22 protein-coding genes are annotated in these 24,103 nt (G+C 42.1%); 9 read left to right on the top strand and 13 right to left on the bottom strand.

Annotated elements, in window-relative coordinates:
• Positions 1-51 precede the first annotated feature (51 nt).
• From rplB to rpsJ, 5 genes are read right to left on the bottom strand one after another with little or no spacing between them, the layout of a single operon-like run.
• On the bottom strand, positions 52-879 hold the full coding sequence (gene rplB, locus ACJAT7_RS08670; protein ID WP_415226405.1) for a 50S ribosomal protein L2: 828 nt from the start codon (positions 877-879) through the stop codon (positions 52-54).
• Between the two features lie 11 nt (positions 880-890).
• Positions 891-1,190 (bottom strand): 50S ribosomal protein L23, encoded by a 300-nt coding sequence (gene rplW / locus ACJAT7_RS08675; protein ID WP_415226406.1) that lies wholly within the window; start codon positions 1,188-1,190, stop codon positions 891-893.
• Positions 1,187-1,792, bottom strand: coding sequence for a 50S ribosomal protein L4 (rplD, locus tag ACJAT7_RS08680; protein ID WP_415226407.1), 606 nt, complete (start codon positions 1,790-1,792; stop codon positions 1,187-1,189). The genes rplW and rplD overlap by 4 nt, the downstream gene beginning before the upstream one ends.
• 13 nt (positions 1,793-1,805) lie before the next feature.
• Entirely contained in the window at positions 1,806-2,444 is a 639-nt protein-coding gene (gene rplC / locus ACJAT7_RS08685; protein WP_415226408.1) for a 50S ribosomal protein L3, read from the bottom strand.
• A 14-nt stretch (positions 2,445-2,458) separates the two neighbouring features.
• Positions 2,459-2,770, bottom strand: coding sequence for a 30S ribosomal protein S10 (rpsJ, locus tag ACJAT7_RS08690; protein WP_011771756.1), 312 nt, complete (start codon positions 2,768-2,770; stop codon positions 2,459-2,461).
• A 349-nt stretch (positions 2,771-3,119) separates the two neighbouring features.
• Between rpsJ and ACJAT7_RS08695 the strand changes: the two genes are divergently transcribed.
• From ACJAT7_RS08695 to ACJAT7_RS08705, 3 genes are read left to right on the top strand one after another with little or no spacing between them, the layout of a single operon-like run.
• On the top strand, positions 3,120-5,159 hold the full coding sequence (locus ACJAT7_RS08695; RefSeq protein ID WP_415226409.1) for a tRNA(Met) cytidine acetyltransferase TmcA: 2,040 nt from the start codon (positions 3,120-3,122) through the stop codon (positions 5,157-5,159).
• Positions 5,146-5,838 carry a 16S rRNA pseudouridine(516) synthase RsuA gene (gene rsuA, locus ACJAT7_RS08700; RefSeq protein ID WP_415226410.1) on the top strand — a complete coding sequence of 231 codons (693 nt, stop codon included), beginning with the start codon at positions 5,146-5,148 and terminating at the stop codon, positions 5,836-5,838. The genes ACJAT7_RS08695 and rsuA overlap by 14 nt, the downstream gene beginning before the upstream one ends.
• On the top strand, positions 5,831-6,151 hold the full coding sequence (locus tag ACJAT7_RS08705) for an MGMT family protein (protein WP_415226411.1): 321 nt from the start codon (positions 5,831-5,833) through the stop codon (positions 6,149-6,151). The genes rsuA and ACJAT7_RS08705 overlap by 8 nt, the downstream gene beginning before the upstream one ends.
• Positions 6,152-6,268: 117 nt before the next feature.
• Here ACJAT7_RS08705 and ACJAT7_RS08710 read toward each other — a convergent pair whose 3' ends face one another.
• From ACJAT7_RS08710 to ACJAT7_RS08725, 4 genes are all read right to left on the bottom strand, one after another.
• Positions 6,269-7,672 carry a DUF3373 family protein gene (locus tag ACJAT7_RS08710; protein WP_415226412.1) on the bottom strand — a complete coding sequence of 468 codons (1,404 nt, stop codon included), beginning with the start codon at positions 7,670-7,672 and terminating at the stop codon, positions 6,269-6,271.
• A 99-nt stretch (positions 7,673-7,771) separates the two neighbouring features.
• A complete protein-coding gene (locus ACJAT7_RS08715) occupies positions 7,772-8,098 on the bottom strand; it encodes a hypothetical protein (protein ID WP_415226413.1) in 327 nt (108 codons plus the stop codon).
• A gap of 28 nt (positions 8,099-8,126) precedes the next feature.
• Positions 8,127-8,741, bottom strand: coding sequence for a cytochrome b/b6 domain-containing protein (locus ACJAT7_RS08720; protein WP_415226414.1), 615 nt, complete (start codon positions 8,739-8,741; stop codon positions 8,127-8,129).
• Positions 8,734-10,368, bottom strand: coding sequence for a tetrathionate reductase family octaheme c-type cytochrome (locus ACJAT7_RS08725; RefSeq protein WP_415226415.1), 1,635 nt, complete (start codon positions 10,366-10,368; stop codon positions 8,734-8,736). The genes ACJAT7_RS08720 and ACJAT7_RS08725 overlap by 8 nt, the downstream gene beginning before the upstream one ends.
• A gap of 512 nt (positions 10,369-10,880) precedes the next feature.
• Here ACJAT7_RS08725 and ACJAT7_RS08730 point away from each other — a divergent pair.
• From ACJAT7_RS08730 to ACJAT7_RS08745, 4 genes are all read left to right on the top strand, one after another.
• A complete protein-coding gene (locus ACJAT7_RS08730) occupies positions 10,881-11,624 on the top strand; it encodes a glycosyltransferase family 2 protein (RefSeq protein WP_415226416.1) in 744 nt (247 codons plus the stop codon).
• Between the two features lie 41 nt (positions 11,625-11,665).
• Positions 11,666-12,289, top strand: a complete 624-nt coding sequence (locus ACJAT7_RS08735) for a TVP38/TMEM64 family protein (RefSeq protein WP_415226429.1) — start codon at positions 11,666-11,668, stop codon at positions 12,287-12,289.
• Positions 12,290-12,297: 8 nt separating this feature from the next.
• Entirely contained in the window at positions 12,298-14,028 is a 1,731-nt protein-coding gene (locus ACJAT7_RS08740) for an ArnT family glycosyltransferase (protein WP_415226417.1), read from the top strand.
• Positions 14,029-14,601: 573 nt separating this feature from the next.
• Positions 14,602-15,600, top strand: a complete 999-nt coding sequence (locus tag ACJAT7_RS08745) for a substrate-binding domain-containing protein (RefSeq protein ID WP_415226418.1) — start codon at positions 14,602-14,604, stop codon at positions 15,598-15,600.
• Between the two features lie 62 nt (positions 15,601-15,662).
• On the opposite strand, the gene galM is transcribed toward ACJAT7_RS08745, so the two are convergent.
• From galM to galE, 4 genes are read right to left on the bottom strand one after another with little or no spacing between them, the layout of a single operon-like run.
• A complete protein-coding gene (galM, locus tag ACJAT7_RS08750) occupies positions 15,663-16,736 on the bottom strand; it encodes a galactose-1-epimerase (protein ID WP_415226419.1) in 1,074 nt (357 codons plus the stop codon).
• A 32-nt stretch (positions 16,737-16,768) separates the two neighbouring features.
• Entirely contained in the window at positions 16,769-17,923 is a 1,155-nt protein-coding gene (gene galK, locus ACJAT7_RS08755; RefSeq protein ID WP_415226430.1) for a galactokinase, read from the bottom strand.
• Between the two features lie 54 nt (positions 17,924-17,977).
• Positions 17,978-19,030, bottom strand: coding sequence for a UDP-glucose--hexose-1-phosphate uridylyltransferase (locus tag ACJAT7_RS08760; protein WP_415226420.1), 1,053 nt, complete (start codon positions 19,028-19,030; stop codon positions 17,978-17,980).
• A gap of 30 nt (positions 19,031-19,060) precedes the next feature.
• Positions 19,061-20,080, bottom strand: a complete 1,020-nt coding sequence (gene galE / locus ACJAT7_RS08765; RefSeq protein ID WP_415226421.1) for a UDP-glucose 4-epimerase GalE — start codon at positions 20,078-20,080, stop codon at positions 19,061-19,063.
• 416 nt (positions 20,081-20,496) lie between these two features.
• On the opposite strand from galE, the gene ACJAT7_RS08770 reads away from it, so the two are divergent.
• Both ACJAT7_RS08770 and ACJAT7_RS08775 read left to right on the top strand, forming a co-directional pair.
• A complete protein-coding gene (locus tag ACJAT7_RS08770; RefSeq protein ID WP_415226422.1) occupies positions 20,497-22,341 on the top strand; it encodes a DUF294 nucleotidyltransferase-like domain-containing protein in 1,845 nt (614 codons plus the stop codon).
• Positions 22,341-23,054 (top strand): exonuclease domain-containing protein, encoded by a 714-nt coding sequence (locus ACJAT7_RS08775; RefSeq protein ID WP_415226423.1) that lies wholly within the window; start codon positions 22,341-22,343, stop codon positions 23,052-23,054. The genes ACJAT7_RS08770 and ACJAT7_RS08775 overlap by 1 nt, the downstream gene beginning before the upstream one ends.
• The last annotated feature ends 1,049 nt before the right edge of the window (positions 23,055-24,103 follow it).

A 24,103-nucleotide genomic window follows, 5' to 3' on the forward strand; every position in this document is an offset into this window, starting at 1 on the left:
GGTCAATGAAAGGACCTTTCTTGAGAGAACGTGGCATGGCGATACCTCTGCTTATTTCTTGTTACGACGACGAACAATGTACTGATCAGTACTCTTATTCTTACGAGTTTTGTAGCCTTTAGTTGGCATACCCCAAGGAGACACAGGATGACGACCACCCGATGACTTACCTTCACCACCACCATGTGGGTGATCTACTGGGTTCATTACAACACCACGAACGGTAGGACGAACACCACGCCAACGCGTAGCACCAGCTTTACCTAATTGGCGTAGCATATGTTCTGCATTACCAACTTCACCGATTGTTGCACGACACTCAGCAGGGATCTTACGCATTTCACCACTACGTAAACGTAGGGTCACGTAAGCACCATCACGAGCTACAATTTGGCTGTATGCACCAGCTGAACGTGCAATTTGCGCACCTTTAGCAGGTTTCATTTCTACAGCATGTACAGTTGTACCCACTGGGATGTTACGCATCGGTAAGCAGTTACCTACTTTAATAGATGCATCTTCACCAGATTGGATTGCATCACCAGCAACTAGGCCTTTAGGCGCTAGAATGTAGCGACGCTCACCATCAGCATAAAGTACGAGTGCAATGTTTGCACTGCGGTTTGGATCATATTCCAAACGCTCAACTTTTGCTGGGATACCGTCTTTATTACGTTTAAAGTCAACAATACGGTAGTGTTGTTTGTGACCACCACCGATGTGACGAACCGTAATACGACCGCCATTATTACGACCACCTGATTTAGATTTAGCCTCTAAAAGTGGTGCGTATGGCTTGCCTTTGTGCAGATCGTTATTTACCACTTTAACTAAGTGGCGACGACCTGGAGACGTAGGCTTACATTTTACAATAGCCATTTATAATTCCTCTACTCAGCGCCGGCGAAATCGATGTCAGCACCTTCAACAAGAGTAACGTATGCTTTTTTCCAGTCGCTACGGCGACCTATACGTTGTCCTGTACGCTTGGTTTTACCCTTCACGTTAAGTGTGCAAACACCAGTAACTTCAACTTCGAACAGTTTCTGAACTGCCGCTTTGATTTCTGCTTTAGTTGCATTACCAGCAACTTTGAATACCATAGTGTTATGGTTTTCAGCAGATAAAGTTCCCTTTTCAGAGATATGCGGGGCGAGAATAACTTGCAGTAAACGTGTTTCACTGATCATGCTAGGCTCTCCTCAATCTTTTTCACTGCATCAGCAGTTACTAAAACTTTATCAAATGCGATTAGGCTTACTGGATCAATACCTTGAACATCACGAACGTCTACTTTGTAGAGGTTACGTGCTGCTAAGAATAGATTTTCATCTAATTCTTCAGTGATGATTAATACATCTTTCAGATCCAGTTCTTTTAACTTAGCTTTAAGCTCTTGAGTTTTCGGAGCTTCAACGCTGAAGTTTTCGACAACAATTAGACGATCCTGACGAACTAACTCAGAAAAAATACTTCTAATCGCACCGCGGTACATTTTTTTGTTAACTTTCTGACTGTGGTCCTGTGGACGTGCAGCAAAAGTTACACCACCGCCAACCCATATTGGGCTACGGATTGTACCAGCACGAGCGCGGCCCGTACCTTTTTGACGCCATGGCTTCTTACCACCACCACGTACATCGCTACGAGTTTTCTGAGCGCGAGTACCTTGACGAGCACCAGCTGCATAAGCAACGACTACCTGATGAACTAGGGCTTCATTGAATTCACGTCCAAAGGTAGCGTCAGAAACTTCAAGAGCACTTTGTGCATCTTTCAATACCAATTCCATACTAGCTCCTTGGTTATGCTTTAACAGCAGGTTTAATGAACACATCGCCGTTTTTCGCACCGGGTACTGCACCTTTAATGAGCAGTAGGTTGCGTTCAACGTCTATGCGAACAACATCAAGGTTTTGAGTCGTTACACGCTCATCACCCATGTGGCCAGACATTTTTTTGCCTTTAAAAACACGACCCGGAGTTTGACACATACCAATCGAACCATTTGAACGATGTGATAATGAGTTACCGTGAGTTGCGTCTTGCATGGAAAAGTTCCAACGTTTAATACCACCTTGGAAACCTTTACCTTTAGACTGACCTGTTACATCTACTTTCGTATTTTCGTTGAAAAGCTCAACACTTAGCTCAGCGCCAACTTTGATATCTGCACCTTCGTTGTCAGCAAGAGTAAACTCCCACAGACCACGGCCAGCTTCAACACCTGCTTTCGCAAAGTGTCCCGCTTCTGGCTTGTTTACACGGCTGGCTTTCTTAACGCCAGCTGTTACTTGAATAGCTTGGTAGCCATCAGTATCAAGTGTTTTCACTTGAGTAACGCGATTTGGTGTGCATTCAAGAACGGTAACTGGGATAGAAACACCATCTTCAGTGAAGACGCGAGTCATACCAATTTTACGACCTACTAGACCGATTGTCATTGTTATAACTCCTTCTAACCCAAGCTGATTTGAACGTCAACGCCAGCAGCTAAATCTAGCTTCATTAGTGCGTCAACAGTCTTTTCAGTTGGTTCTACGATATCAATCAAGCGCTTGTGAGTGCGAATCTCATATTGGTCACGAGCATCTTTATTTACATGCGGTGATACCAAAATGGTGAAACGCTCTTTACGAGTTGGTAGTGGGATAGGACCACGTACCTGAGCACCTGTGCGCTTTGCAGTTTCAACGATCTCCGCCGTTGATTGATCGATCAATTTATGATCAAAAGCTTTAAGGCGGATACGGATTCTTTGGTTCTGCATGGACCAAAACTCCAATAGTTAAAAATACAACATACAAACAAACACCTAACCACCTATCAAAGATAGATCTTAAGTGTTCATTCAAACTAGTCACTCCCCAATCGGGAGTCATTTGATAATCTAATAAATCAGATTATGGGGCGTATTGCCCGCCTGCCATATTGGCAAGTACGGTCATATTACAGTTACTGTAGGTTAATGCAAGCTTTTCTTGTTCTTTCGTTTAAAAAATAATCATAAGGATCTTGTGTCGATCACCCTTATGCGGTGATCTCTCAATTGACTGCAGCCAATCACTATTTGACAGTGATATACTCAGTATATAGTCGTAGTAAAACTAGGAATACCTGTGTCAGCACTTCTTTCATTTGCCCAAAATATTCAACAGCAAGCGATTATTGATAATCATCGTCAAATATTACGCCTGCAGGGCGATTTAGTTTGGTGTTACCAACAAGCTACCTTTTTAATTACCCATTTACAGCAGCCCTACTTTTGGTGTGGCCCCTCTCCGAGTGCAATCACCTCTACCCCTTTTAAACAAATATTAGGCCAAGAGGTCACACTATTAATTATCAATGCGTATGACAGTTTTGATGCCAATGCTTTTGCGGCAAGCGAAGGTGCACTGCGCGGGGGCGGTTTATTACTGCTTATCAGTCCAACTGAAATCGATAAAAACGATCTCTTCCACCAATACCTGAATTCCCAGTTTCTTCTGTATAATTTTATGAGTGTCAGGCAGAGCCACCCCCTGCCTATCAGTTCGACCTGCTTGCCGCAAACCGCTATAAATAATGACCTCTATTTAACTCAGCAAAAGAGTGCGATCACAGCGATCATTAAAACAGTGACAGGACACCGCCATCGACCGCTGGTATTAACCGCCAATAGAGGAAGAGGAAAATCAGCAGCGCTGGGTATCGCCGCGGCTCATTTACTCAATACCGGTATTAAAACTGTCTTAGTCTGCGCGCCCAACAAACAAGCTACTGTGACGCTTTTCAAACATGCCCGTTCATTATTAAATGCACAGCATCAAGCCGAATTCTCAGTGCTTGATCAAGAGAAATCGATCCAGTTTATCGCACCTGACAGACTGCTCGCCGAGAAACCCAAATGCGACCTGCTTATTATTGATGAAGCTGCTGCATTGCCTGTACCTACATTAGAAGCGTTAGCTCACCATTATGCACGTTTAGTTTTTGCTACTACGGTGCATGGTTATGAAGGCTCTGGCCGCGGTTTTGCCCTGCGCTTTCAAAAACAGTTAAACAAGATAGCGCCGCAGTGGCGACAAGTTCATCTCGATCAACCCATTCGCTGGGCAGTCAATGATCCGCTTGAATCCTTTACTTTAAATAGTCTCTGCTTGACGGAATCTGCGTCTCAGTTGCCCCACTACCAAGCGCATCAAACAGTCCAATTTGAAAAATTAGACCGCCATCAATTGCTGCACAATAAAGCGCTGCTGCAAGATACTTTTTCTTTATTAGTATTGGCTCACTATCAAACTAAACCTTCAGATTTAGAAAAGCTGCTCAATGACACCGCGCTGCATATTTTTGTAGTCAGGCAAAACAAACAACTACTGGGTGTGGCGTTGATCAATGACGAAGGTGGCTTTGAGCCCATGATGTGTGAGAATATATGGCGTGGTACGCGGAGGGTACAAGGGCATTTAGTTGCACAATCGCTGACTTTCCATAGTGCGTGCAAACAAGCAGCCTCTTACCGCTATGCCCGCATACAAAGAATAGCGATTCATCCCTCCTTACAAAATTTAGGCTTGGGCAAACAATTTATTAGCCACTTGACTGACTGGGCAAAAAAACAGAAATTTGATCACCTGTGCGCAAGCTTTGGAGCAACAGCCGGGCTGTTATCTTTTTGGCAGCAATTAGCCTTTAGCACACTGCGCATCGGTTTCAGCATAGATCATAGCAGCGGAACCCACTCAGTTATTGTTAATAAGCCACTGTCTAATCAAGGCAAGCTATTACATGCTGAAATTCATCAGCAATTTAGCGGGCAATTCGCCATACAATTAAGTCGCCATCTGCAACAGATGGATGCCGAGCTCGTTGCCAACATATTACAGGAGTTCAGCAAAAAGCAACCGCAATCTGTGCAACTGGGCAGCTACCTACAAGGCAATCTCCCTTATGAATTCGTCGAGCCTGTTTTAATTACACTCATGTTAACCTGTAATTTAAAAAGCTTAAGCAAAACGCAGCAATGCCTTACAATACAAAAAATATTGCAAAATAACAGCTGGGAGGAGATCTGTAAAAAACACCATCTTACTGGTAAAAAACAAGCTCAAAGTGCCCTCAAAAGCGCCATCACACAATTATTTGCACAAGAAGAGAATTATGCGCCTAGATAAATATATTTGCCAAGCAACAACGTTAACCAGAAGCCAAGCTAAAAAAGTGATTATGCAGGGACGAATCACCAGCGCAGACACAACCGTGCGTAATAGCGCTTATAAAGTAGCAGGCAATGAAGCGATCAGTTTGGATGGCAAACTAATTAATGTGCGCACTGCACGCTATATTATGCTTAATAAACCCAAAGATTATATCTGTTCAACCGTTGACGAGCAGTTACCCAGCATCATCAATCTAATCAAAGTCGACAAACCAGAACAGCTGTGTATTGCCGGACGCTTAGATGCCGATACAACTGGGTTAGCCCTTATTACCGATGACGGTCAATGGTCTCATAAAATAACCAGCCCAAGAAAAAAATGTGCGAAACGTTACCGCGTCGAACTTGCCGAGCCGATCCAAGCTAGCGCTGTCGAATTGTTTAAAACAGGCATTCAGCTTAAAAGCGAAAACCAGCTCTGTTTACCGGCAGAATTGGAACTGATTTCTGAAAACGAAGTTTTACTAACCATCAGCGAAGGAAAATATCATCAGGTTAAACGCATGTTTGCGGCTATTGGTAACCATGTAAGCGAATTACACCGCGAGAAAATTGGCCAAATAAGCTTAGATACAAAGCTCGCCCCTGGCGAATGGCGTTACCTAACCGAGCAAGAGGTTGATAGCATTGCCTGACCCAAGCCGCTTTAATGAACGGTGCTATGCGCTATTAAAACAGATCCCCTCAGGCAGGCTTGTGACCTATGGAGATATTGCCCAGGCGTTAAATTGTAAAGCTTATCAAGCAGTGGGCAATGCCATGGCAGCCAATCCCAATCCGATTATTGTGCCTTGCCATCGCGTGGTAAAAAGTAATGGTGAAGTTGGCAATTACTCATTGGGAGTGGATAAAAAAATTGCATTACTGCGCGCTGAAGGGATAAAAATAGAAGATAATAGTGTTATTGATTTTGAGGCCGTACGTTTTCGATTCACACCATCAATATAAACCGCTTGCTCCCATGCGGAAAATCGTACTGCATATAAGCGATTTTTTATCTTGCTCAATAAACAGCAGTGCCGCCATTGTGAGCGGCCACTGCTTTTAAGTCACTTATCCTATCGGTTAATAGTTATAACGGATCATTGCCCGTATATCCTGAGCGCTTTCAGCAACCATGCCGCCCATTCCCATGGCATTCGCTTCTGCCATGGTCATTGGTGCACCGCTGTTACCAAAGAAGCCGTTACTGCCAGAGTAATCGTAGTTGATGTAGGTATAACGAAGCTGGAAGTATAACGACTCACCTATAATGGGTATATTGTAATACGCTTCATAAGCATCACCACGCGCCGCTATTTTCGAACCAATTAAGGTGTCTTCACCGTAAGTAAACGAGCGCCAGTATTTAGAGCCGTGATTAAACTCCAGACCAAAGCGATCCCCCTCAAAGAAAGCCGGCACTGTCGCGCCAACCCAATATGAATAACCTGTTTCGTTATCCTGAGAGCCTAACATGCCGTAATTGCCGCCGGCAGTCATACCGCCATCGGGAAGGGTCTGTGAAGCAGAGACGGAAGCAAACAGTACGGTGTCATCTAAGAAGTCATTAATGAACTCTCCGACACCGTTAACCTGCATTGATAAGGTTAAGTTCTGCAGATCGCCCAGTTGCTCAAACCCCGTTGGAGTACCTGTATTATCATACCCCATATCAATTAGGTTATTAGAATAGTAGTACTGCGCTTTAATATCATATTGACCGTTATTATAAGGTGTGAAAATCAGCCCTATCATATCAATATTATCCATTGCGCCTGTATCGCTGTAATCCGCACCTGTGCTGGAAAATCGGGGTGTCGCTGTTGCACTTAAGCCGCGACCTGCACAAAGCTTAGCATCCATACCACTTATGCCAGTTAGTTTATCTAACTTAACGGCAAGGCTTAAACCGTCAAATTCAACGTTGATAGAATGGCCAAGCGGTGATTTAGGTTGATCATAACCGTTACGGTTATTAGCCAGAAAGCCATCTGTTGACGGACGGCGACCGAGACTGCCGCTCCAGTCTAAATCACTGCCTAAGAAGTTATCACCCAGGTATAACATGTACACTTCTTTTACCTTGAGACTGTTATCGTCGAGATTTTCATTGGTAACCCAATCAAAATTCCCCATGCCCGGATTCCTTGGGTCTGAATTAATTCCTGTCTCACCAAAGGCCTTATTATATGACAGTAAGCCATGGAAAATCAGGTTATCAAAGGGCTGGTAACCCATACCGATCTCTAGACGATTAGACAGTAGCGCACTGTTTTTAGCCGTTGTTCCATCGGCCATTTTGTATTCAATGCTGTCAGATGTGACGCGGTAATCGGCATTAAACTTCAAATTAGTGCCGCCAAGCTTTGTCTGCAGTTCACGAACTTGTTCTTTTAATTGTGCTATATCCTCTGCCTGATCGGCAAATACAGGTGCACAAAAAGCGACTAATAAGGAGGCTGCGATTACTGTTAACTTATTATTCATAGAGTTCTTCCTTGTCTTATTAAAAATCAGCTGAAAACTATTTACTGCCTTAACTCGAACCATTTCCAATAACTTAAACTATATAACTTATTTCCAGCTTTAATTACAACTCGCCAGCTCACCACTGTCCGCTGCATACTTAATTGCAAAATCTTGCACATCTGGTGCTATTTTCTGGAATATCTCACCGTTTAGAAACTCAGCCGATTCAGGGAATTTTTTTGTGTATTCTTTAATAAAACGTTTTGAATCTTTCTTAAATAGGTGCTTCCATTCAACCTTAAGGTGCTGACTGGCAAACTCCTGACCATTGATTGCAAAATGCGGGCGCAAATATTTCAAATAATACTTCTGCCCCTTAGCTGCATCAGCAAAAACATTGAACGCCAGTATTAACCCCAGAGTTAGCATAATTAGTTTTTTCATAGTGTTGTTTCCTTATCGTGTATAAAATTTATTCTTCTTCAATTTTCTCTTTGCCCGTGATCATTGCCTTGATATGACTGGATAACTTTTCACCAAAGGTGGTCATATAAAGATGAATCACCACAAAGCTAAGCAACGCATACGCATTAAAGGTGTGCAAAATGGCAATAAGATCAACATGACCTATCACACCTGCCGCGCGCAAATCAGGAAAGTAGTAAAAAGCGAAACCGCTAATCACCTGTAATGGCAGCAGACCAAACAAGATTGCAATGTAGCCTAAACGTTGCAGGGGATTAAATTTATCTTCGGGCGTCATATGATGAGGATGCTTTTCACCTTTAAACACGCCGTAAAGGTAAAAACGCAGCGTACCTTCAACTCCTTTCAGTGTTGGGAAATATTGCTGCCATTCGCCTGTGGTTAAGATCCAGGTATAAATCAATACCACTAACCCAGTCCAGACAAAGCCGATCAGATTATGTGTTTCAACCGCAGAGCCAAAACCGAACAACTTAAACAGCCCATGCATCTCCAAGCCCGTAAGCAATAACAACAAAATCATTAGCGCTTGCGCCCAATGCCAGAAGCGTTCAAAACGTTTGAATATAACTACTATTTTACTGCTCGATTGATTACTCACGATCGTCTCCTTGGCCTTGCTGCACTTGCAACTTTTTTCTTCTAAGCGCCGTTATATAACGTAAAGCACTATGGCCCATTACCCCCAGCAAACCGCCAACAACCGCTAGCAAGCCAAATAGTTCCACCCAGAAGTTACTGTCACGACCAATTAAGTAGAAATCATTTAAGCCCTTTAAACGACTATCGCGAGCATGGCAGGCATTACAGTCAACTGCATCCTCAGCAGGGGCAACCATATGTTTGATTGGCCAGAAACCATTGGTTTCAATAAAAGCAAACTTACCGCTAAACTCGACTTCATTACTTTCCGCCCCGGCAGTTAATGCCTTAGCCCAATCATATTCCGTCCATAACGCACCAGTCCCTTTTTTGCCGTATAACTTAATCGGTAAAATGCGATTAAACTCTGTGTCATAAGGCTGCTTGCCACGATGCACTTTAAAGGGCCAAATACGCGCGTCAGGATCGTTGTAATCGCCAGTAGGCGGGTTAATATCAATTGGCGCACTGTTAGGATCAATCACTGTTTGCAGGGTTTTCTGTTTTAACTCACCTTTATACCAACGGTATTCCGGTGTCACATTACGCCCCCAAGTGAATGTCCCTTTTATACTCATATAGCTGTGTGCTTCCACCCCGTCGAAAAGTTTCTCTTCAGTATAAGGTTTGCCATCTTTCATTTTGGTTGCCGTAGACCAATCCCAGCTTAATTTAGTGAGGTAAGGTCCGCGCGCCATTTCTGGAATATGACAAGAGGTACAAGCGACTTTAGAAGTGTGATTATCAATTTCACGAATATCATGCGGTTTATTACCATGGCAGGATTCACAAGATACATTTTTACCGTCACGTTCAATACGTCCCATATCTTTTTCATGATCAATAAAGGATTTTTTGCCGTTATAACGACCGGCAATTTCATGACCGCTGGTTTTATGACAGGTTTGACAGCTGAAATTCAGTTTTTCAGGGCTCATATGAACATCAAGGGAATGTACAGGATCAACCAATGACATATCGGTATCACCATGTTTAACACCATTTCCACCGCCACCATTAGCGTGACATGCGAGGCAGTTTTCCCGTTTCGGAGCGCCAACACTTTGCGCAACCGCTTTCAGATCAACAGCGGGCTGAAGAAAATCACCAAGCTGGGTCGCTTCATAATAGGGGTGGCCGGACATAGCTGCCGATTTTTTATAAGTCCCAGTGCCATCATGACAAACCAGACAATCAACATTCTCCTCTGCTTCGAAATCAAAATCATCATTACGCCAGCCATAACCAGCATGGCATTGCGTACAACTGGCATTTCCACGCGCAGCAACACAATAGTTATTAAAACCATTTTGACCTTTACCCACCATTTTTCCATCAACTTTGGCCGCCCATTTCCAATGGAGAGTTTTATGGACCTGTTTGGCCGCTTCGGTATGACATCCAAGACAGGCTTCAGTAATATCCGGGGCATAATCAAAATCTTTATCAAGCTGTTCAAATTTAGAGTGATCAGCGGTCATATCGGTACGACTTGAATCTTGATCTTCTGTTTTTTCTGAACTGCTTGCCGTAACAGTGTTAATCCAACTCAGTAAAAGTACTAATATTATCGTTTTGCATTTCATCGCAAACTCCACTTCCCTATTTTCCAGCTTCTAGATGACATAGAAATTTTCACGTTCTAAATAATTGACCTATAAAGGTATAGCATCACTGTGCGGTAATTAATTAAGGCAATACTGTATTAGATCAACATTTATTTCAAAACCTTACCCTAAGTCTGGTTATTTCAAGAAACTTGAAATTAGATCACACTAATTAAGCCAGCACTGCATTAGAAGAAGCTAATTACCCTAGTGATACCTAACGGCTAATAAATACCAAGCTGCTGGAATATTTAATAACTAATGAGCAATTTTCAATTACTCATTTATTGCTCTGTCGCATCGAGTGAGCTATTTCAGGAAGGTTGAGATAAAAAATAGTGCTCATTACAGATCTAATAAACCTTACTTGGGAAAGGTTATTTATGTTTTTTTAATATTGCTTTGGCTAGATAGTTGATTTATGGTATTTTGTGGCGTATTTTCCGTTTGTTTTTCCGTCATACCAGCAGTATTACATTAAGGGTTTAACATTGATTTCAGTAGTCATTCCTGCCAAAGATGAGCAAGCCAATATAGGTTTACTTGTTGAAGAAATTCACCTTGCACTCAACAATCTGACCGCATTTGAAGTTGTGGTTGTCGATGACGGCAGTAGTGACGATACATTTGGCGAACTGTTGCGTGTTGGTGAGCGGTTAGGTTGTGCGACCCGCGCTATTCGTCATGAGCAGAGTACCGGACAAAGTACCGCTATCTACACCGGAGTCCAACATGCCCGTGGCGGTTTAATTGTCACCATGGATGCCGATGGTCAAAATGATCCGGCCGATATTCCGGCATTGCTAGCTTTAGTGAGCACAATGAAAAATCCGGACTATTGTATTACCGGTTTCCGCAAAAAACGTAAAGACACAGCTTGGGTTCGCTTTCAATCTCGTGTTGCCAATAAAATCCGTGATGCCCTCTTGCATGACGGCGTTCCTGATACCGGCTGTGGTTTAAAATTATTTCCTAAAGCCACCTTCTTAAAACTACCCTATTTTGACCATATGCATCGTTATATTCCCGCACTTATTCGCCGTATGGGTGGAGAGATTGAAGTGGTTGTAGTCAATCACAGAGATCGTCTTGAAGGTGTTTCAAAATATACAGCATGGAATCGTGTTTGGGTTGGTATTGTCGATATCTGTGGCGTGATGTGGCTAAACCGCCGTGCGCGCTTAGCGCAAATAACGAAAACTGACACAACGGATGCAAACAAGGCATCACATTGAAAAAGCGTTTAGGTAAATTTATTCTGGTCATTATCATACTAATGATATTGATGCTGGTGGCACAGCAAGGTTTTTTTGAGCATTTAGTTGATAGTAATTGGGTTGCTGATTATATCAACAAACATGGCCAGTCAGGTGTTATCTCCATCTTTTTATTGGGAATACTGTTTACTGGAATTGGCGGACCCAGGCAAGTGATCGCTTTTGTTTTCGGCTTTGCTTTTGGCGGTTTACTCGGGGCGCTGTATTCAACATTAGCCACCTTTGCAGGTTGCGTACTCAGTTTTTATGTCGCTCGATTGACCTTGAAAAAGACCCTGCAGGGACGCTTCCATTCCAAACTTATCCGTTTTGAAGCGCTTATCCATCGCCATACCTGGCTGAAAGTATTAATGATTCGACTGCTTCCTATTGGCAGCAATCTGTTAACTAATATATTAGCGGGCGGTACCAATGTAAAAGCATCACAATTCTTTGCCGGCAGTTTTATTGGTTTTTGGCCACAAATGTTGATTTTTAGTTTTGCCGGAGCTGGCATTGGACTGTCTGATTCAACTAACTTAATGATCAGTATTCTACTCTTTATTATCTCCTCTGCGATTGGTGCTTATCTGTATAAAACTCGTCTTCGTAATCAGGTTGATAAACTGATGACTTACAAATAAGAGGTATTATGAACACCTATTTCCGCTCTCTCTCTGCGCGCTTTAATAGCGATGACTATTATAAAGTGCTCACTGTATTACTCCTCTTTGCTGCAGTGATACTGTTAATGGGTATCGGCTGGCGCTCCCCCTGGCCCGCTGATGAACCACGCTTTGCGGAGGTTGCACGTGAAATGGTCGATTCAGGTCAGTGGTTTTTCCCGATGCGCGGGGGGGAATATTATCCTGACAAACCGCCCGTGTTTATGTGGTCTATCGCGCTATTTTACGCGGTCACAGGAAGCTTAAAGGTTGCTTTTTTATTACCCAATGCGATCGCCGGATTTATTACCCTATTTTTAGTCTTCGATTTGGGCGCTCGTTTATGGAGTGTCAAGGTCGGACGCAATGCCGCGTTACTGTTAATGCTTGCCCCACAATTTATAGTGCAGAGCAAGAATGCACAAATTGATGCTATGGTCATGTGCTGGATAACTATCGGTTGTTATGGTTTGATCCGGCACTTTATGAGCGGCCCGCATTGGCGCTGGTATTTCACTGGCTGGGCTTTCATGGGACTTGGCGTTATCACTAAGGGGGTGGGCTTCTTACCTCTATTCATGATGCTACCTATCATTATTTATGGGCTTAAAAACAAAACATTATTTGCAGATAAATTACGTTGGAACTGCTTAGCCGGGCCACTTGTTATGCTGGCCGTAATTGCTTGCTGGGTAATACCCATGGTACTGATTGTGCAGCATTACCATACCCCGGAAATGATTGCCTATCAAAACAATATATTGTTTAAACAAACAGGTGAACGCTACGCTAACTCTTGGCATCACATTAAACCCTGGTACTACTATCTGGTCAGCGTTGTGCCCGGTCTGTGGTTTCCCTTACCACTATTGATAGTGGCGCACTGGCGCCGTTTTATCGACAAAGTAAAAGCCGAGCCGACTATTGCTATCTTATTAATCTGGGTTGTATTGGTTATTCTCTTTTTCAGTATCAGCCCGGGAAAACGGGGCGTATATATACTGCCCGCCTTGCCGATGTTTGCACTGGCAATTGCAGCTATTATCACCGACCTAAAACCTAAACGTTGGCTGGAATACTTGATAACCGGATTATTAACGCTATTAGCTATGGTGTTAACCACGACGGGGATATTGGCGCTCGCCAAACACCCGGTGATTTTGAAAAAATTGGTCGACTATCCTGTGGATATAATCAGCGCGGGATACTTACTTCTCTTTATCGGTGTGTTGTGGTTAACCACCCTTGTACTGTTACGAAAACACGCATCATTACTGCGCATGGGGGTAATACTTACGATCGGTTGGATACTCATAAGTACCTTCGGCTATCGCATCCTTGAGCCAATTCGCACCCCGGAGGCGATAATGGCAAAAACAGGAGAGACGATAGGTGATGGCGAACTGGGGCTGATTGATTTTAAAGAGCAATTTATTCTATTTTCGCCTGTGGATATTACCCACTTTAGTTATTTAGCCACCGCCCGAGAGCAGGAACGCAACGCTTGGATCTGGATAACAGAGAAACCTAAGCGCTACCTTTTGGTCCCGCAGAATTCCAAATATAAATGTTTCGACACAACTGATGCGCAACTGATGGGATCAGCACACCGTGACGATTGGATTCTCCTGAGCCCAGCAGATCGCTTGCCAAACTGCACGCCACCTAAACGCAAACAGCGCTTCTTTACGCCCAAACCAGGTCGTTGGATGAACTGATATAATACCCGCCAGTAATGCTGGCGGGTATTAGCACTTCTGAGCAGCATCTAATGCAACTGAGAGGAATATTGCTGGATGAATTCACTTTTCTGGTAACCTGTCTGGCGCGTGAATAAAAAATCACCATCGTTCTGCGCACTGGCTGTCGCGCTTTTTTCTCTTTTCCTTACCTTTCTTATAACGGAACCCCGACTTAGATAACAAATACCGTTATGTCCAGAAAGTTTACCCCTTGTGTTATATTCGATTCCTATCGTGATATTAACCACGCCACTGTGAACGTTTCCACTTGCCATTATTTAATGACGGTCACAAATATGAAAAACACTCGAAAAGTTTGTGTAATATAGATAAATATTGAAAAAAAATCTAAAATCATGCATATCTATGAAACAAATCAAATGGAAACGATTACAAACAAGGCGTTTTAATAGTAAGAAGAGATAAAATTCCGGATATGGGCACAAGCTAGACAGCTCACAATTCAATCTTACACTAATGCGTCTCGTGGATAAGCATCCATGAACAGTTTTAGTTATAATGGCACCATTCATTTTAATAAGGTAAATCATGTCAACAATAAAAGACGTAGCAAAAGAAGCCCGTGTATCTATTGCCACTGTGTCTCGCGTTGTCAATAAATCCCCCAAAGCCAGTAAATCTGCTATTGATGCGGTGACTAATGCAATGAATAAACTCGGTTATCGTCCGAATGCCGCAGCAAAAGCTTTAGTCAGTAAAAAGGCTAATACGGTAGGTGTTCTGGTCGGCGATGTCTCAGACCCATTTTTTGGTTTATTAATCAAAACCGTTGACAAAATTGCTTATCAAAACGGAAAACATACCCTTATCGGTAACGGCTACCATGATCCTCAGCAAGAACGGGAAGCAATAGAGTTATTGATTAAAAACCGCTGTGATGCACTTATTATCCATTCCAAAGGGCTTAAGGATGAAGAACTGATAAGCTATGCGAAAGAGATAAAAGGCATGGTGCTGATCAACCGTCATATTGAAGCGCTAGCCGATCGATGCGTTTCTCTGGATAACTATAAAGGAGCCTATCTAGCAACGGAGTACCTGATCCGCCACGGTCACACAAAGATAGCCTGTATTGCATCAAATCATAGCATTGAAGATACCGACGAACGGAAGCAGGGCTACCTGGCAGCCCTTAAACACTACGGTATAAAATTGCCCAAAAACTATATCGAGTCAGGCTCCCCGGATGCCGAAGGTGGCATGAAAGCCATGATCAACTTGTTGACAAAATCGATAGATATAACAGCGATAATAGCCTACAACGATTACATGGCGGCAGGCGCATTATCAGTTGCGCAGGAGAACGGTATCCCAGTTCCGGATAAACTTTCAATCATGGGCTTCGATGACGGCTTAATTGCACGCTATCTTTATCCGCGCCTGACAACGGTCCATTACCCGATAGAACTGATGGCCGAAAAAGCAGCAATATTGGCATTAAAACTGGCTAATGGTGAGAGTATTGAACCAGAACCTCTCCATTTTTCACCGACGATTGTCCGTAGAGACTCTGTCGGCAAGGCGTAAGCCATGACTAAAAAAGACAATGCGGTAATCCATTGTCTTTTTTTGAACATAATGTCTCCCCGCTAATCGGCAATAGTAAAGTGATACGACGTTTGATGGGCGTATACCTCACCCGGTAACAATATTGAGCTGGGCTGATCCCATTCAGGGTGATTGGGCGCGTCGGGTAAAAATTGAGTTTCCAACGCCAATGCGCTTAGATTCTTATACGTTCCTCCAGAGCGGTTCGGGGTTCCCGCTAAGTAATTCCCCGTATAAAATTGCAGGGCAGGCAGAGTGGTTGCTATTTCAAGAGTGACTTTTTTATCCGGTGAAACACATTTCGCCGCCACTTCTTTACCACCTTGATCCGTTTTATTAAGTAAAAATGGATGATCGTAACCCGCCATTATCCTCTGCTCTTGGCAGCTTAAGAACGATTGGCCTATCTCTTTTAGCTCTCTAAAATCAAAACTACTGCCCGCAACACGTTTAATATTCCCAAGCGGAATACCCGTTTCATTAACCGGTGCATACTGCTCGGCGGCAATGGACAACTGATGCTGTAAACAAGTTTGCCCAGATTCCCCCATCAAATTAAAATAAGCATGATTGGTCAAGTTTACCGGACAAGCTTTATCCGTTACGGCCCAATAATCAATCAGCAGTTCATTTTCTTCGCTTAGCTGGTAAGTGACTTTTACTTGTAAGTTCCCGGGAAAACCTTGGTCGCCATCTTTGGATAGTAGTGTAAAAGTAACCGCACTATTATTTAACTGCTGTGAATCCCAGCGGCACTTATCAAAGCCAATCGTGCCACCGTGTAGCGTATTATTACCTTGATTCGTGTCAACTTGATAATCTTGCCCGGCGATATTAAATTGCCCTTCGCTAAGACGATTCGCAAAGCGTCCAATCGTTGCACCAAGATAAGCGGTTTGACGTAAATGTTCAGCCATTGTCGTCACGCCAATAATGACGTCTCGCATTTCATCATCGACGGGAATTTCACAACGGAGCCAAGTTGCACCAATATCCATCAGTGTGACGCGCATACCTTGCTTGTTTTTTAAGACAAAAATGTTAGCGGACTGACCATCAAAAGCGGGCTCAATGGTCATGCTTTTCTGTAACTTTTCTGCTCGACTTAGCATCATATTATTTTCTCTTATTAAATCACTTTACACTTTTATAAGACAATGCCCGCGCCATCACTGGCATTACAAACATAAATAGATGCAGTTAATCCTGTCGCAGCATGATACTGGTCAGTAACGGCCGTTTTCACGGAGTCAACCAGTTCGCTTGGGATTAAGGTCACAATGCAGCCACCAAAACCACCGCCAGTCATACGTACTCCCCCTTGTTCCCCAATTTCTGTTTTCACAATATCAACCAATTGATCGATTTCTGTGACTGTAATTGCAAAATCATCGCGCATAGACGCATGGGATTCCGCCATTAACTTACCCATTAGCACAATATTATTGTCACTTAACGCTTGTGCGGCCTGTAATGTGCGTTCATTTTCGGTAATAACATGACGCGCACGTTTTGCAACGACGCCATCTAACTCTGTAATACGCGCATTAAATTGCTCAATATTCACATCACGTAACGCCTGCACACCGAATACACGCGCGGCTTCTTCACATTGCAGTCGTCGTGTATTGTATTCACTGTCCACCAGTCCACGTCTCTTATTTGAGTTAATAATCACTATCGACAAATCATCAGGCATAGGAACTGCTTTTGTTTGCAGTGAACGGCAATCGATTAACAGCGCGTGATTTTTTTGGCCCTGTGCGGAAATAAGCTGATCCATAATGCCGCAATTACAGCCTACAAATTCATTTTCTGCTTGCTGACCGTTCAGTGCGACTTCTGCTTGGCTAATATCAAGGTCATAAAGTATTTTGAATGTTTGTCCAATCACCACTTCTAATGAAGCCGATGAGCTTAAGCCTGCGCCCTGAGGCACATTGCCACTGACGACGATATCTACGCCTTTAAACTCGAATCCTCTAGAGAGCAAAAATTTAACAACTCCCCGCACATAATTAGCCCACATTTTATCTTCATTAAATGCAATAGGTTGTGTTATATCAAAGCGATCCTCTTGATTACCGTAATCAACAGAAATGACGCGAACTATGTTATCTTCACGTTTAGCGGCAGCCACCATAGTTTGATAATTAATGGCGCAAGGTAAAACAAATCCATCATTATAATCTGTATGCTCACCGATTAAATTAACACGACCTGGTGCTTGAACAATCTCTGTTGCCAGATAATTAAACTGTTCAATAAACGTATTTTTTACATTTTCAATTAAACTATTCATCATTTCTTCTCAATTTTAAAGGCTTAAAAAGTAAGTTATTGTCATTATTAGGCGCTAACTTTCTTTGTAATGGATATCACTCACATCACGTAATTTCTGCGCCGCCTGCTCTGCGGTTAAATCCCGCTGACTTTCCGCCAACATCTCATAACCCACCATAAATTTACGCACACTTGCAGAGCGAAGTAATGGTGGATAGAACAAAGCGTGTAATTGCCAATGGTCAATATCAGTTCCTTCAGCAAAGAAAGGCGCATAATGCCAGCCCATAGAGTATGGAAATGAGCATTGGAATAAATTATCGTAACGACTGGTCAGTTTTTTAAGTGCAAGTGCTAAGTCATCGCGTTGCGCTTCACTTAATTCACTAAGGCGACGGATATGTTGTTTGGGAAGCAACATAGTTTCAAATGGCCATGCAGCCCAATAGGGAACCACTGCTATCCAATGTTCTGTTTCAACAACAGTTCGCTGCCCATCCTGCTGTTCAGACTCTATGTAATCAAGCAGTAAATTTGAACCTTGCTCTAAATAATATTCTTTTAGCAGTTTTTCCTTGCGTTCAATTTCATTAGGTAAAAAGCTGTTAGCCCAGATTTGACCATGCGGGTGTGGCTGTGAACAGCCCATAGTCGCCCCTTTGTTTTCAAATGCCTGCACCCATAAATAAGTTTTACCCAACTCTTCGATTTGATCATTCCAGGTATCAACGACAGCGCGAATTTTTTCAACTGGAAGTTCAGGAAGTGTTTTACTGTGATCTGGTGAAAAACAGATCACACGACTTAGGCCTCGCACTCCTTGAGTTTTAAATAATGGATTTATTGATGCGGGGGCATCAGGAGAATCAGGCATCAAGGCACCAAAGTCATTACTGAAAACATAAGTACTTTGATACTGCGGGTTTTTCTCTCCGGAAATGCGTACATTGGTAGGACATAAGAAACAATCACTATCATAACTAGGTAACTGCTCAGTCTCCGCTATTTCATCTTGCCCACTCCAAGGACGTTTCGCACGATGCGGAGAAACCAATATCCATTGACCCGTTAATGGATTATAACGACGATGCGGATGTTCTACAGGATCAAATATTATTTGCGTCATATTTTTTCTCTTCTATTTTAAAAATAACGATTAACAATCACTGTAACCTTGAGGATTTTTTGATTGCCAATTCCAAGTATCAGCAGCCATTTCATTCAATGTACGAGTTGCATGCCAGTCCAGTTCCTGCTGCGCTTTCTCAGTACTCGCCCAACATTGCGCAATATCACCCGCACGGCGCGGTAATATCTGATAAGGCAAGGTTTTTCCACACGCCAGAGAAAAAGCGTCTAACATTTCAAGCACGCTACGTCCTTGCCCTGTTCCTAAGTTATAAATATGTAAACCGGCCTTTTCCCCGACAATTTTTAAGGCCGCAATGTGCCCTGCTGCGACATCCATCACATGAATATAATCCCGTACTCCCGTACCATCTACAGTGTCGTAATCGTCACCGAAGACAGCTAAGAAATCACGACGGCCAACAGCAACCTGGGCAATAAATGGCATTAAATTATTAGGCATACCTTGGGGATCTTCACCAATCAAACCAGATGGGTGTGCACCGACAGGATTAAAATAACGTAATAGTGTGATGCTCCAAAGAGGCTCGGCAGCAAATAGATCTGAAAAACATTGCTCAACGATATATTTACTACGCCCATAGGGATTAGTTGTCGCACCCGTTGGTGAGTTTTCGCTAATAGGAACAACTTTTGGATCACCATAGACAGTCGCAGATGAGCTAAATACGATACTCTTCACTCCCGCTTTACGCATTGAACGAGCAAGCACCAATGAACCGTTGACATTATTATCAAAATACTCAAGTGGTTTTGCTACTGATTCACCTACAGACTTCAGCCCCGCGAAGTGAATAACCGAGCTAATCTCATGCTCTGAGAAAATAAGATCTAACTTATCTTGATCTCGAACATCTCCTTGATAAAACACTGGACGAATTGAGGTTAATGTTTCTATTCGGTCCAAAACAGCTAACTTACTATTGCTTAAATTATCCAAAATAATGGGTTCAATACCAGCTTCAATCATGGCAATGCAAGTATGGCTGCCTATATATCCGATACCGCCCGTGACTAATACTTTCACAATAAATTACTCCTATGGATTTAACTTAAATAGATACTATCAACTAATCAGCTTCAGGTTAGTGATCTAAATCGCAATTGTGTAAACGTTTACATTGATTTTCTTGGTTAGTAAAATAATTTAATAAGTAAGATTTTATGTGCATACAGATCATCTCTCAGAGTTAATAAAACAGAGTAACTAGCACGGAAACAATAAGCGGCCTGGCTATGATTCCTCTTCATTATAGCTGCAAACGCTACATTGGTTAAATTACAAACTGTATTGAGCTGATTGTTATCTCTAATCAGGTACGTTTCTGTGGTTATTTTAAGTATTGATTCCGCTTTCGTCTAAATTTACACCCGAATAAGTGTAAACGTTTCCATTGTGTGTTATAAAAGATTTCTCCTGTTTATCTCTATTGGTTTTCTATTATGTCAGAGACACTCATACCAAATATCGAACTGTTTATCGCAAACATAGACCCGTTTAGTCGTCTGCCCGAGGTCTTGTTCAATAGAGTTACCTCAACCATCAAAATCATCTACCTTGCCAAAGGAGAAGTCATTCCTCCCCCACAAACCGAGGAAGATAAATACCTCTTTATTGTGAGAACGGGCGCGGTTGAGCAAAGATTAGCTGATGGAACCTTAAGGGGGTGTCTGGAAGAGGATGATGTTTTCGGTTTTAGCCTGTTTTCAGATTCAGAAACTCGTTACCAAATAAAAGCAATTGAGAATACATTACTTTATTTGGTTCCTGCCGAAATTATCTATCATATTCAGTCTCACTATCCTGAATACGCGCAACACTTTACAGCGAAACCAGAAGAGCGAATTCACTCCGCAGTCAAATCCAGATGGTCGGATATAAATAGTAGCTCCTTTTTTAATACTGTAGAGCAAGTCTCAAGTGAACAGTACACTCAAGTTAACGCTGATGATTCAATTCGAATGGTTGCCAATATAATGCGTGCTAAAGATGCTGCTTGCGTGATTGTAAAAGATAATAATGAGTTAATCGGTATCGTAACTGACACTGACATGATCGAGCGGGTTATCGCTCAAGGGAAGAGTACTGAGCTGCCTGTTAGAGAGATCATGAGTCCATTTCCGATCACAATTAGTGCACAAGAGACCGTTTTTGATGCTGCAATAAGCATGATGGAAAAGAATATTAAAAATCTCCCGATTGTTGAAAACGGGCAGGTTATCGGCTTACTCTCTTTACACCAACTATTTCAAAACCACCGCATGCAGGCTGTTTATCTGATAGATAAGATAAAAAAATCAGTCATCGAGACTGAGTTGGCGAATTATATGCCAGAGCGTGATCGTATATTTCAGGAGTTGGCAAACGATAAGGTTCCGGCTGATTTGATAAGTACCCTTCTCAGTACCATTATGGATGCGGTTAATCAGCGCCTTATCGATATTGCCATTGAGCGACTTGGCCCTCTACCATGCGACTTTGCCTGGATTGTTTCAGGCTCTCATGCCAGAAAAGAGGTACATATTTTATCTGATCAGGATAGCGCGATTATTCTGTCCGATCAGGCAACGGCAAAAGATAGGGTATATTTTCAGCATTTGGCTATGATAGTCACAAAAGGATTGGATCTCTGTGGTTATGAACTTTGTTCAGGTAAATTCATGGCGGTAACACTAAAGTGGTGTCAGCCTCTGTCTGTGTGGCGTGAATATTACAAAAAATGGATTAAGAGCCCTGAATATGAGCGTCTGTTACATCTAAGCGTTTTCCTTGATACCCGTGTTATTTACGGTAATAAGCAATACCAAAATACACTCGTCAATGAATTTAAAGAGATGACCTCTCATCGTTCTTTTCTTGCCAAATTAATCAGAGATGCTGCGGAAAATCGCACACCTTTAGGTGTATTTCATAACCTAGTGTTAACCAAGAATGAAAATAACGAAAAAACACTCAATATTAAACGCTATGGTATTAATATTATTGTCGATCTTGCGAGGATCTATGCGCTCCTTGCCAAGTCTGATGCCTGTAATACAAAGGATAGATTAATCGCAGTAAATCAAGCGGGCCTTATTAACGATGCAACATTAAAGAATATCCTCAGTGCCTATGACTTCCTTCGCAGCTTCAGGTTTTCCTATCAGGTTGATATGATGAATAAGGGGGAAATGCCAGATAACCAGATAAACCCCAACTATTTTGGCAGTTTTGAACGCAAGCACATTAAAGATGCTTTCCGTTTAATTGACGACTGGCAACAGTCTGCAAAAATGAGACTTTCCTGATGAGACGGTTTTTTAAAATTCCCAACCCATTGAAAGAATTGGAAGAAAAACGGATAGATTACTTAAAGTATCGTCAACCAAATGCACTTAAAGAGAACTTGATGGCACCACTGCCTGATAAAAATACGCCTATTCAAGCACTCTCCTTTTTAGTTGTGGACTTTGAAACCACAGGTTTTGAAGTCGGAACTAACGATATTATCAGTATCGGCTGGATAGGAATTTCAAATATGCAGATAGAATTGGCTTCTCAGAAGCATCTCTATATCTGTAACGATCAACAGATTAACCATGAAACGGCGGTTATCAACCATATTGTTCCGCAAATGGTGAGTCACGGAGTCACACTGGATAAGGCAATTGATATTCTGTTGCACCACTGCAAAGATAAAATATTGGTAGTTCACGGCAAAGTAATTGAGAAGAGCTTTCTCGATTTTTATGCACGAAATAGTATGGGTATCCCGGAAATTCCTTTGCTATGGATTGACACCTTGAACATTGAACATTGGCGTTCAACGCAAAGAGGAATGTATGTCAGGCAGGATAACCGCCTATTCTCTGCTAGAAAAAGATATAACCTTCCAAAATATACCGCTCATAATGCTCTTATAGACTCTGTCGCAACGGCTGAGCTTTTACTCGCACAGATTGCACACATTTATCGAGACAGAAAGGCAACATTCGGACACCTGTATAGAATAAGTCAGTAGCCTGCACCACTGGCTTATTCTTTCGTGATTAGCCATAAAGTTTCACCAATTTTAAAAGCCTTTTCGCTATAGGTGGGACTTTCAGCGCAGCGAACAAAAAAAATAGGCATCGTGTTTCTTAAATTAAAACGTCTATTAAAACGGTAAAAACTCAGCAAGGTAACGAGGAGAATACTTAAGATTAATAGAATGACAACGACCTACTAGCGCATTTTTAACGCTAGCAACCATGCTTATGATCTAAATAAACTCAATTTATTCAGAACGTTCTGTTCTTCACCACTTAGTGGTCAGCTAAAGCCGCTCAAAATCATTGCAGATAATTTTGTGAAGTTAGAAAAACTTACTGCCTGCAATTCACTGATTTTTCCTGCGTAATAATTCACTTGGCATTACCATCATCACGTTCTTTCATTATCTAACTTATTTTTTACTTCATACTCCAAGCCGTTTTGTACACAGCTTTTAATTGCCTTTTTAATTCCAGCGCTGAAATGCAAGTTTTAATCTGCATGATAAGAGCATCCGACATTATATGCCGACATATAACCAATTGATCTAATAGACTTTATTTTTAATCCTCAGAGAAGCTTTGCATAAGTAGGTTGCATAAATGATCGGCAAAATGTAATGAGGAATCTAAAAAACACTTATTTAACAGTTACTTAATTAAATAGAGTATGGTCCTCTCAGTAGCAAAACCTTATGGCTACTTAAAAGAATACCTAAATAGCCATAAGTCTCACTTCGATAGAAATGAAAAAGTGAACTCAATCACGTTTAGCTGGCTGCCCTAGTGATCAAGATCACAGAGCAGTTCTCTTGGTTGGTTATTTTAATTATAAAAGCCTAGGGTGACGCATTGGAAACGTTTACATAAGGCAACAACCTCTACTTTAAAGCATTGTTGATGAATTAATTAGAGAACAAATAGCTTTTAATTTGTATTTTTGAAAACGATTACAATCCTGGGTTCAAGGTCATTCAATCTATTTTTGATGTCTAATAGGCGCTTATGAATGTTCTTGAAAAAAATTAAAACTAATATT

The sequence above is a fragment of the Psychromonas sp. genome, assembly GCF_047632995.1.
Classification (GTDB): Bacteria; Pseudomonadota; Gammaproteobacteria; order Enterobacterales; family Psychromonadaceae; genus Psychromonas.

Bases quoted from the DNA above. Each gene is read 5' to 3' on its own strand.
- rplB (WP_415226405.1), bottom strand. From the start codon at position 879: ATGGCTATTGTAAAATGTAAGCCTACGTCTCCAGGTCGTCGCCACTTA.
- rplW (WP_415226406.1), bottom strand. From the start codon at position 1,190: ATGATCAGTGAAACACGTTTACTGCAAGTTATTCTCGCCCCGCATATC.
- rplD (WP_415226407.1), bottom strand. From the start codon at position 1,792: ATGGAATTGGTATTGAAAGATGCACAAAGTGCTCTTGAAGTTTCTGAC.
- rplC (WP_415226408.1), bottom strand. From the start codon at position 2,444: ATGACAATCGGTCTAGTAGGTCGTAAAATTGGTATGACTCGCGTCTTC.
- rpsJ (WP_011771756.1), bottom strand. From the start codon at position 2,770: ATGCAGAACCAAAGAATCCGTATCCGCCTTAAAGCTTTTGATCATAAA.
- rsuA (WP_415226410.1), top strand. From the start codon at position 5,146: ATGCGCCTAGATAAATATATTTGCCAAGCAACAACGTTAACCAGAAGC.
- ACJAT7_RS08710 (WP_415226412.1), bottom strand. From the start codon at position 7,672: ATGAATAATAAGTTAACAGTAATCGCAGCCTCCTTATTAGTCGCTTTT.
- ACJAT7_RS08715 (WP_415226413.1), bottom strand. From the start codon at position 8,098: ATGAAAAAACTAATTATGCTAACTCTGGGGTTAATACTGGCGTTCAAT.
- ACJAT7_RS08725 (WP_415226415.1), bottom strand. From the start codon at position 10,368: ATGAAATGCAAAACGATAATATTAGTACTTTTACTGAGTTGGATTAAC.
- ACJAT7_RS08735 (WP_415226429.1), top strand. From the start codon at position 11,666: ATGATATTGATGCTGGTGGCACAGCAAGGTTTTTTTGAGCATTTAGTT.
- ACJAT7_RS08740 (WP_415226417.1), top strand. From the start codon at position 12,298: ATGAACACCTATTTCCGCTCTCTCTCTGCGCGCTTTAATAGCGATGAC.
- ACJAT7_RS08745 (WP_415226418.1), top strand. From the start codon at position 14,602: ATGTCAACAATAAAAGACGTAGCAAAAGAAGCCCGTGTATCTATTGCC.
- galM (WP_415226419.1), bottom strand. From the start codon at position 16,736: ATGATGCTAAGTCGAGCAGAAAAGTTACAGAAAAGCATGACCATTGAG.
- galK (WP_415226430.1), bottom strand. From the start codon at position 17,923: ATGAATAGTTTAATTGAAAATGTAAAAAATACGTTTATTGAACAGTTT.
- ACJAT7_RS08760 (WP_415226420.1), bottom strand. From the start codon at position 19,030: ATGACGCAAATAATATTTGATCCTGTAGAACATCCGCATCGTCGTTAT.
- ACJAT7_RS08770 (WP_415226422.1), top strand. From the start codon at position 20,497: ATGTCAGAGACACTCATACCAAATATCGAACTGTTTATCGCAAACATA.
- ACJAT7_RS08775 (WP_415226423.1), top strand. From the start codon at position 22,341: ATGAGACGGTTTTTTAAAATTCCCAACCCATTGAAAGAATTGGAAGAA.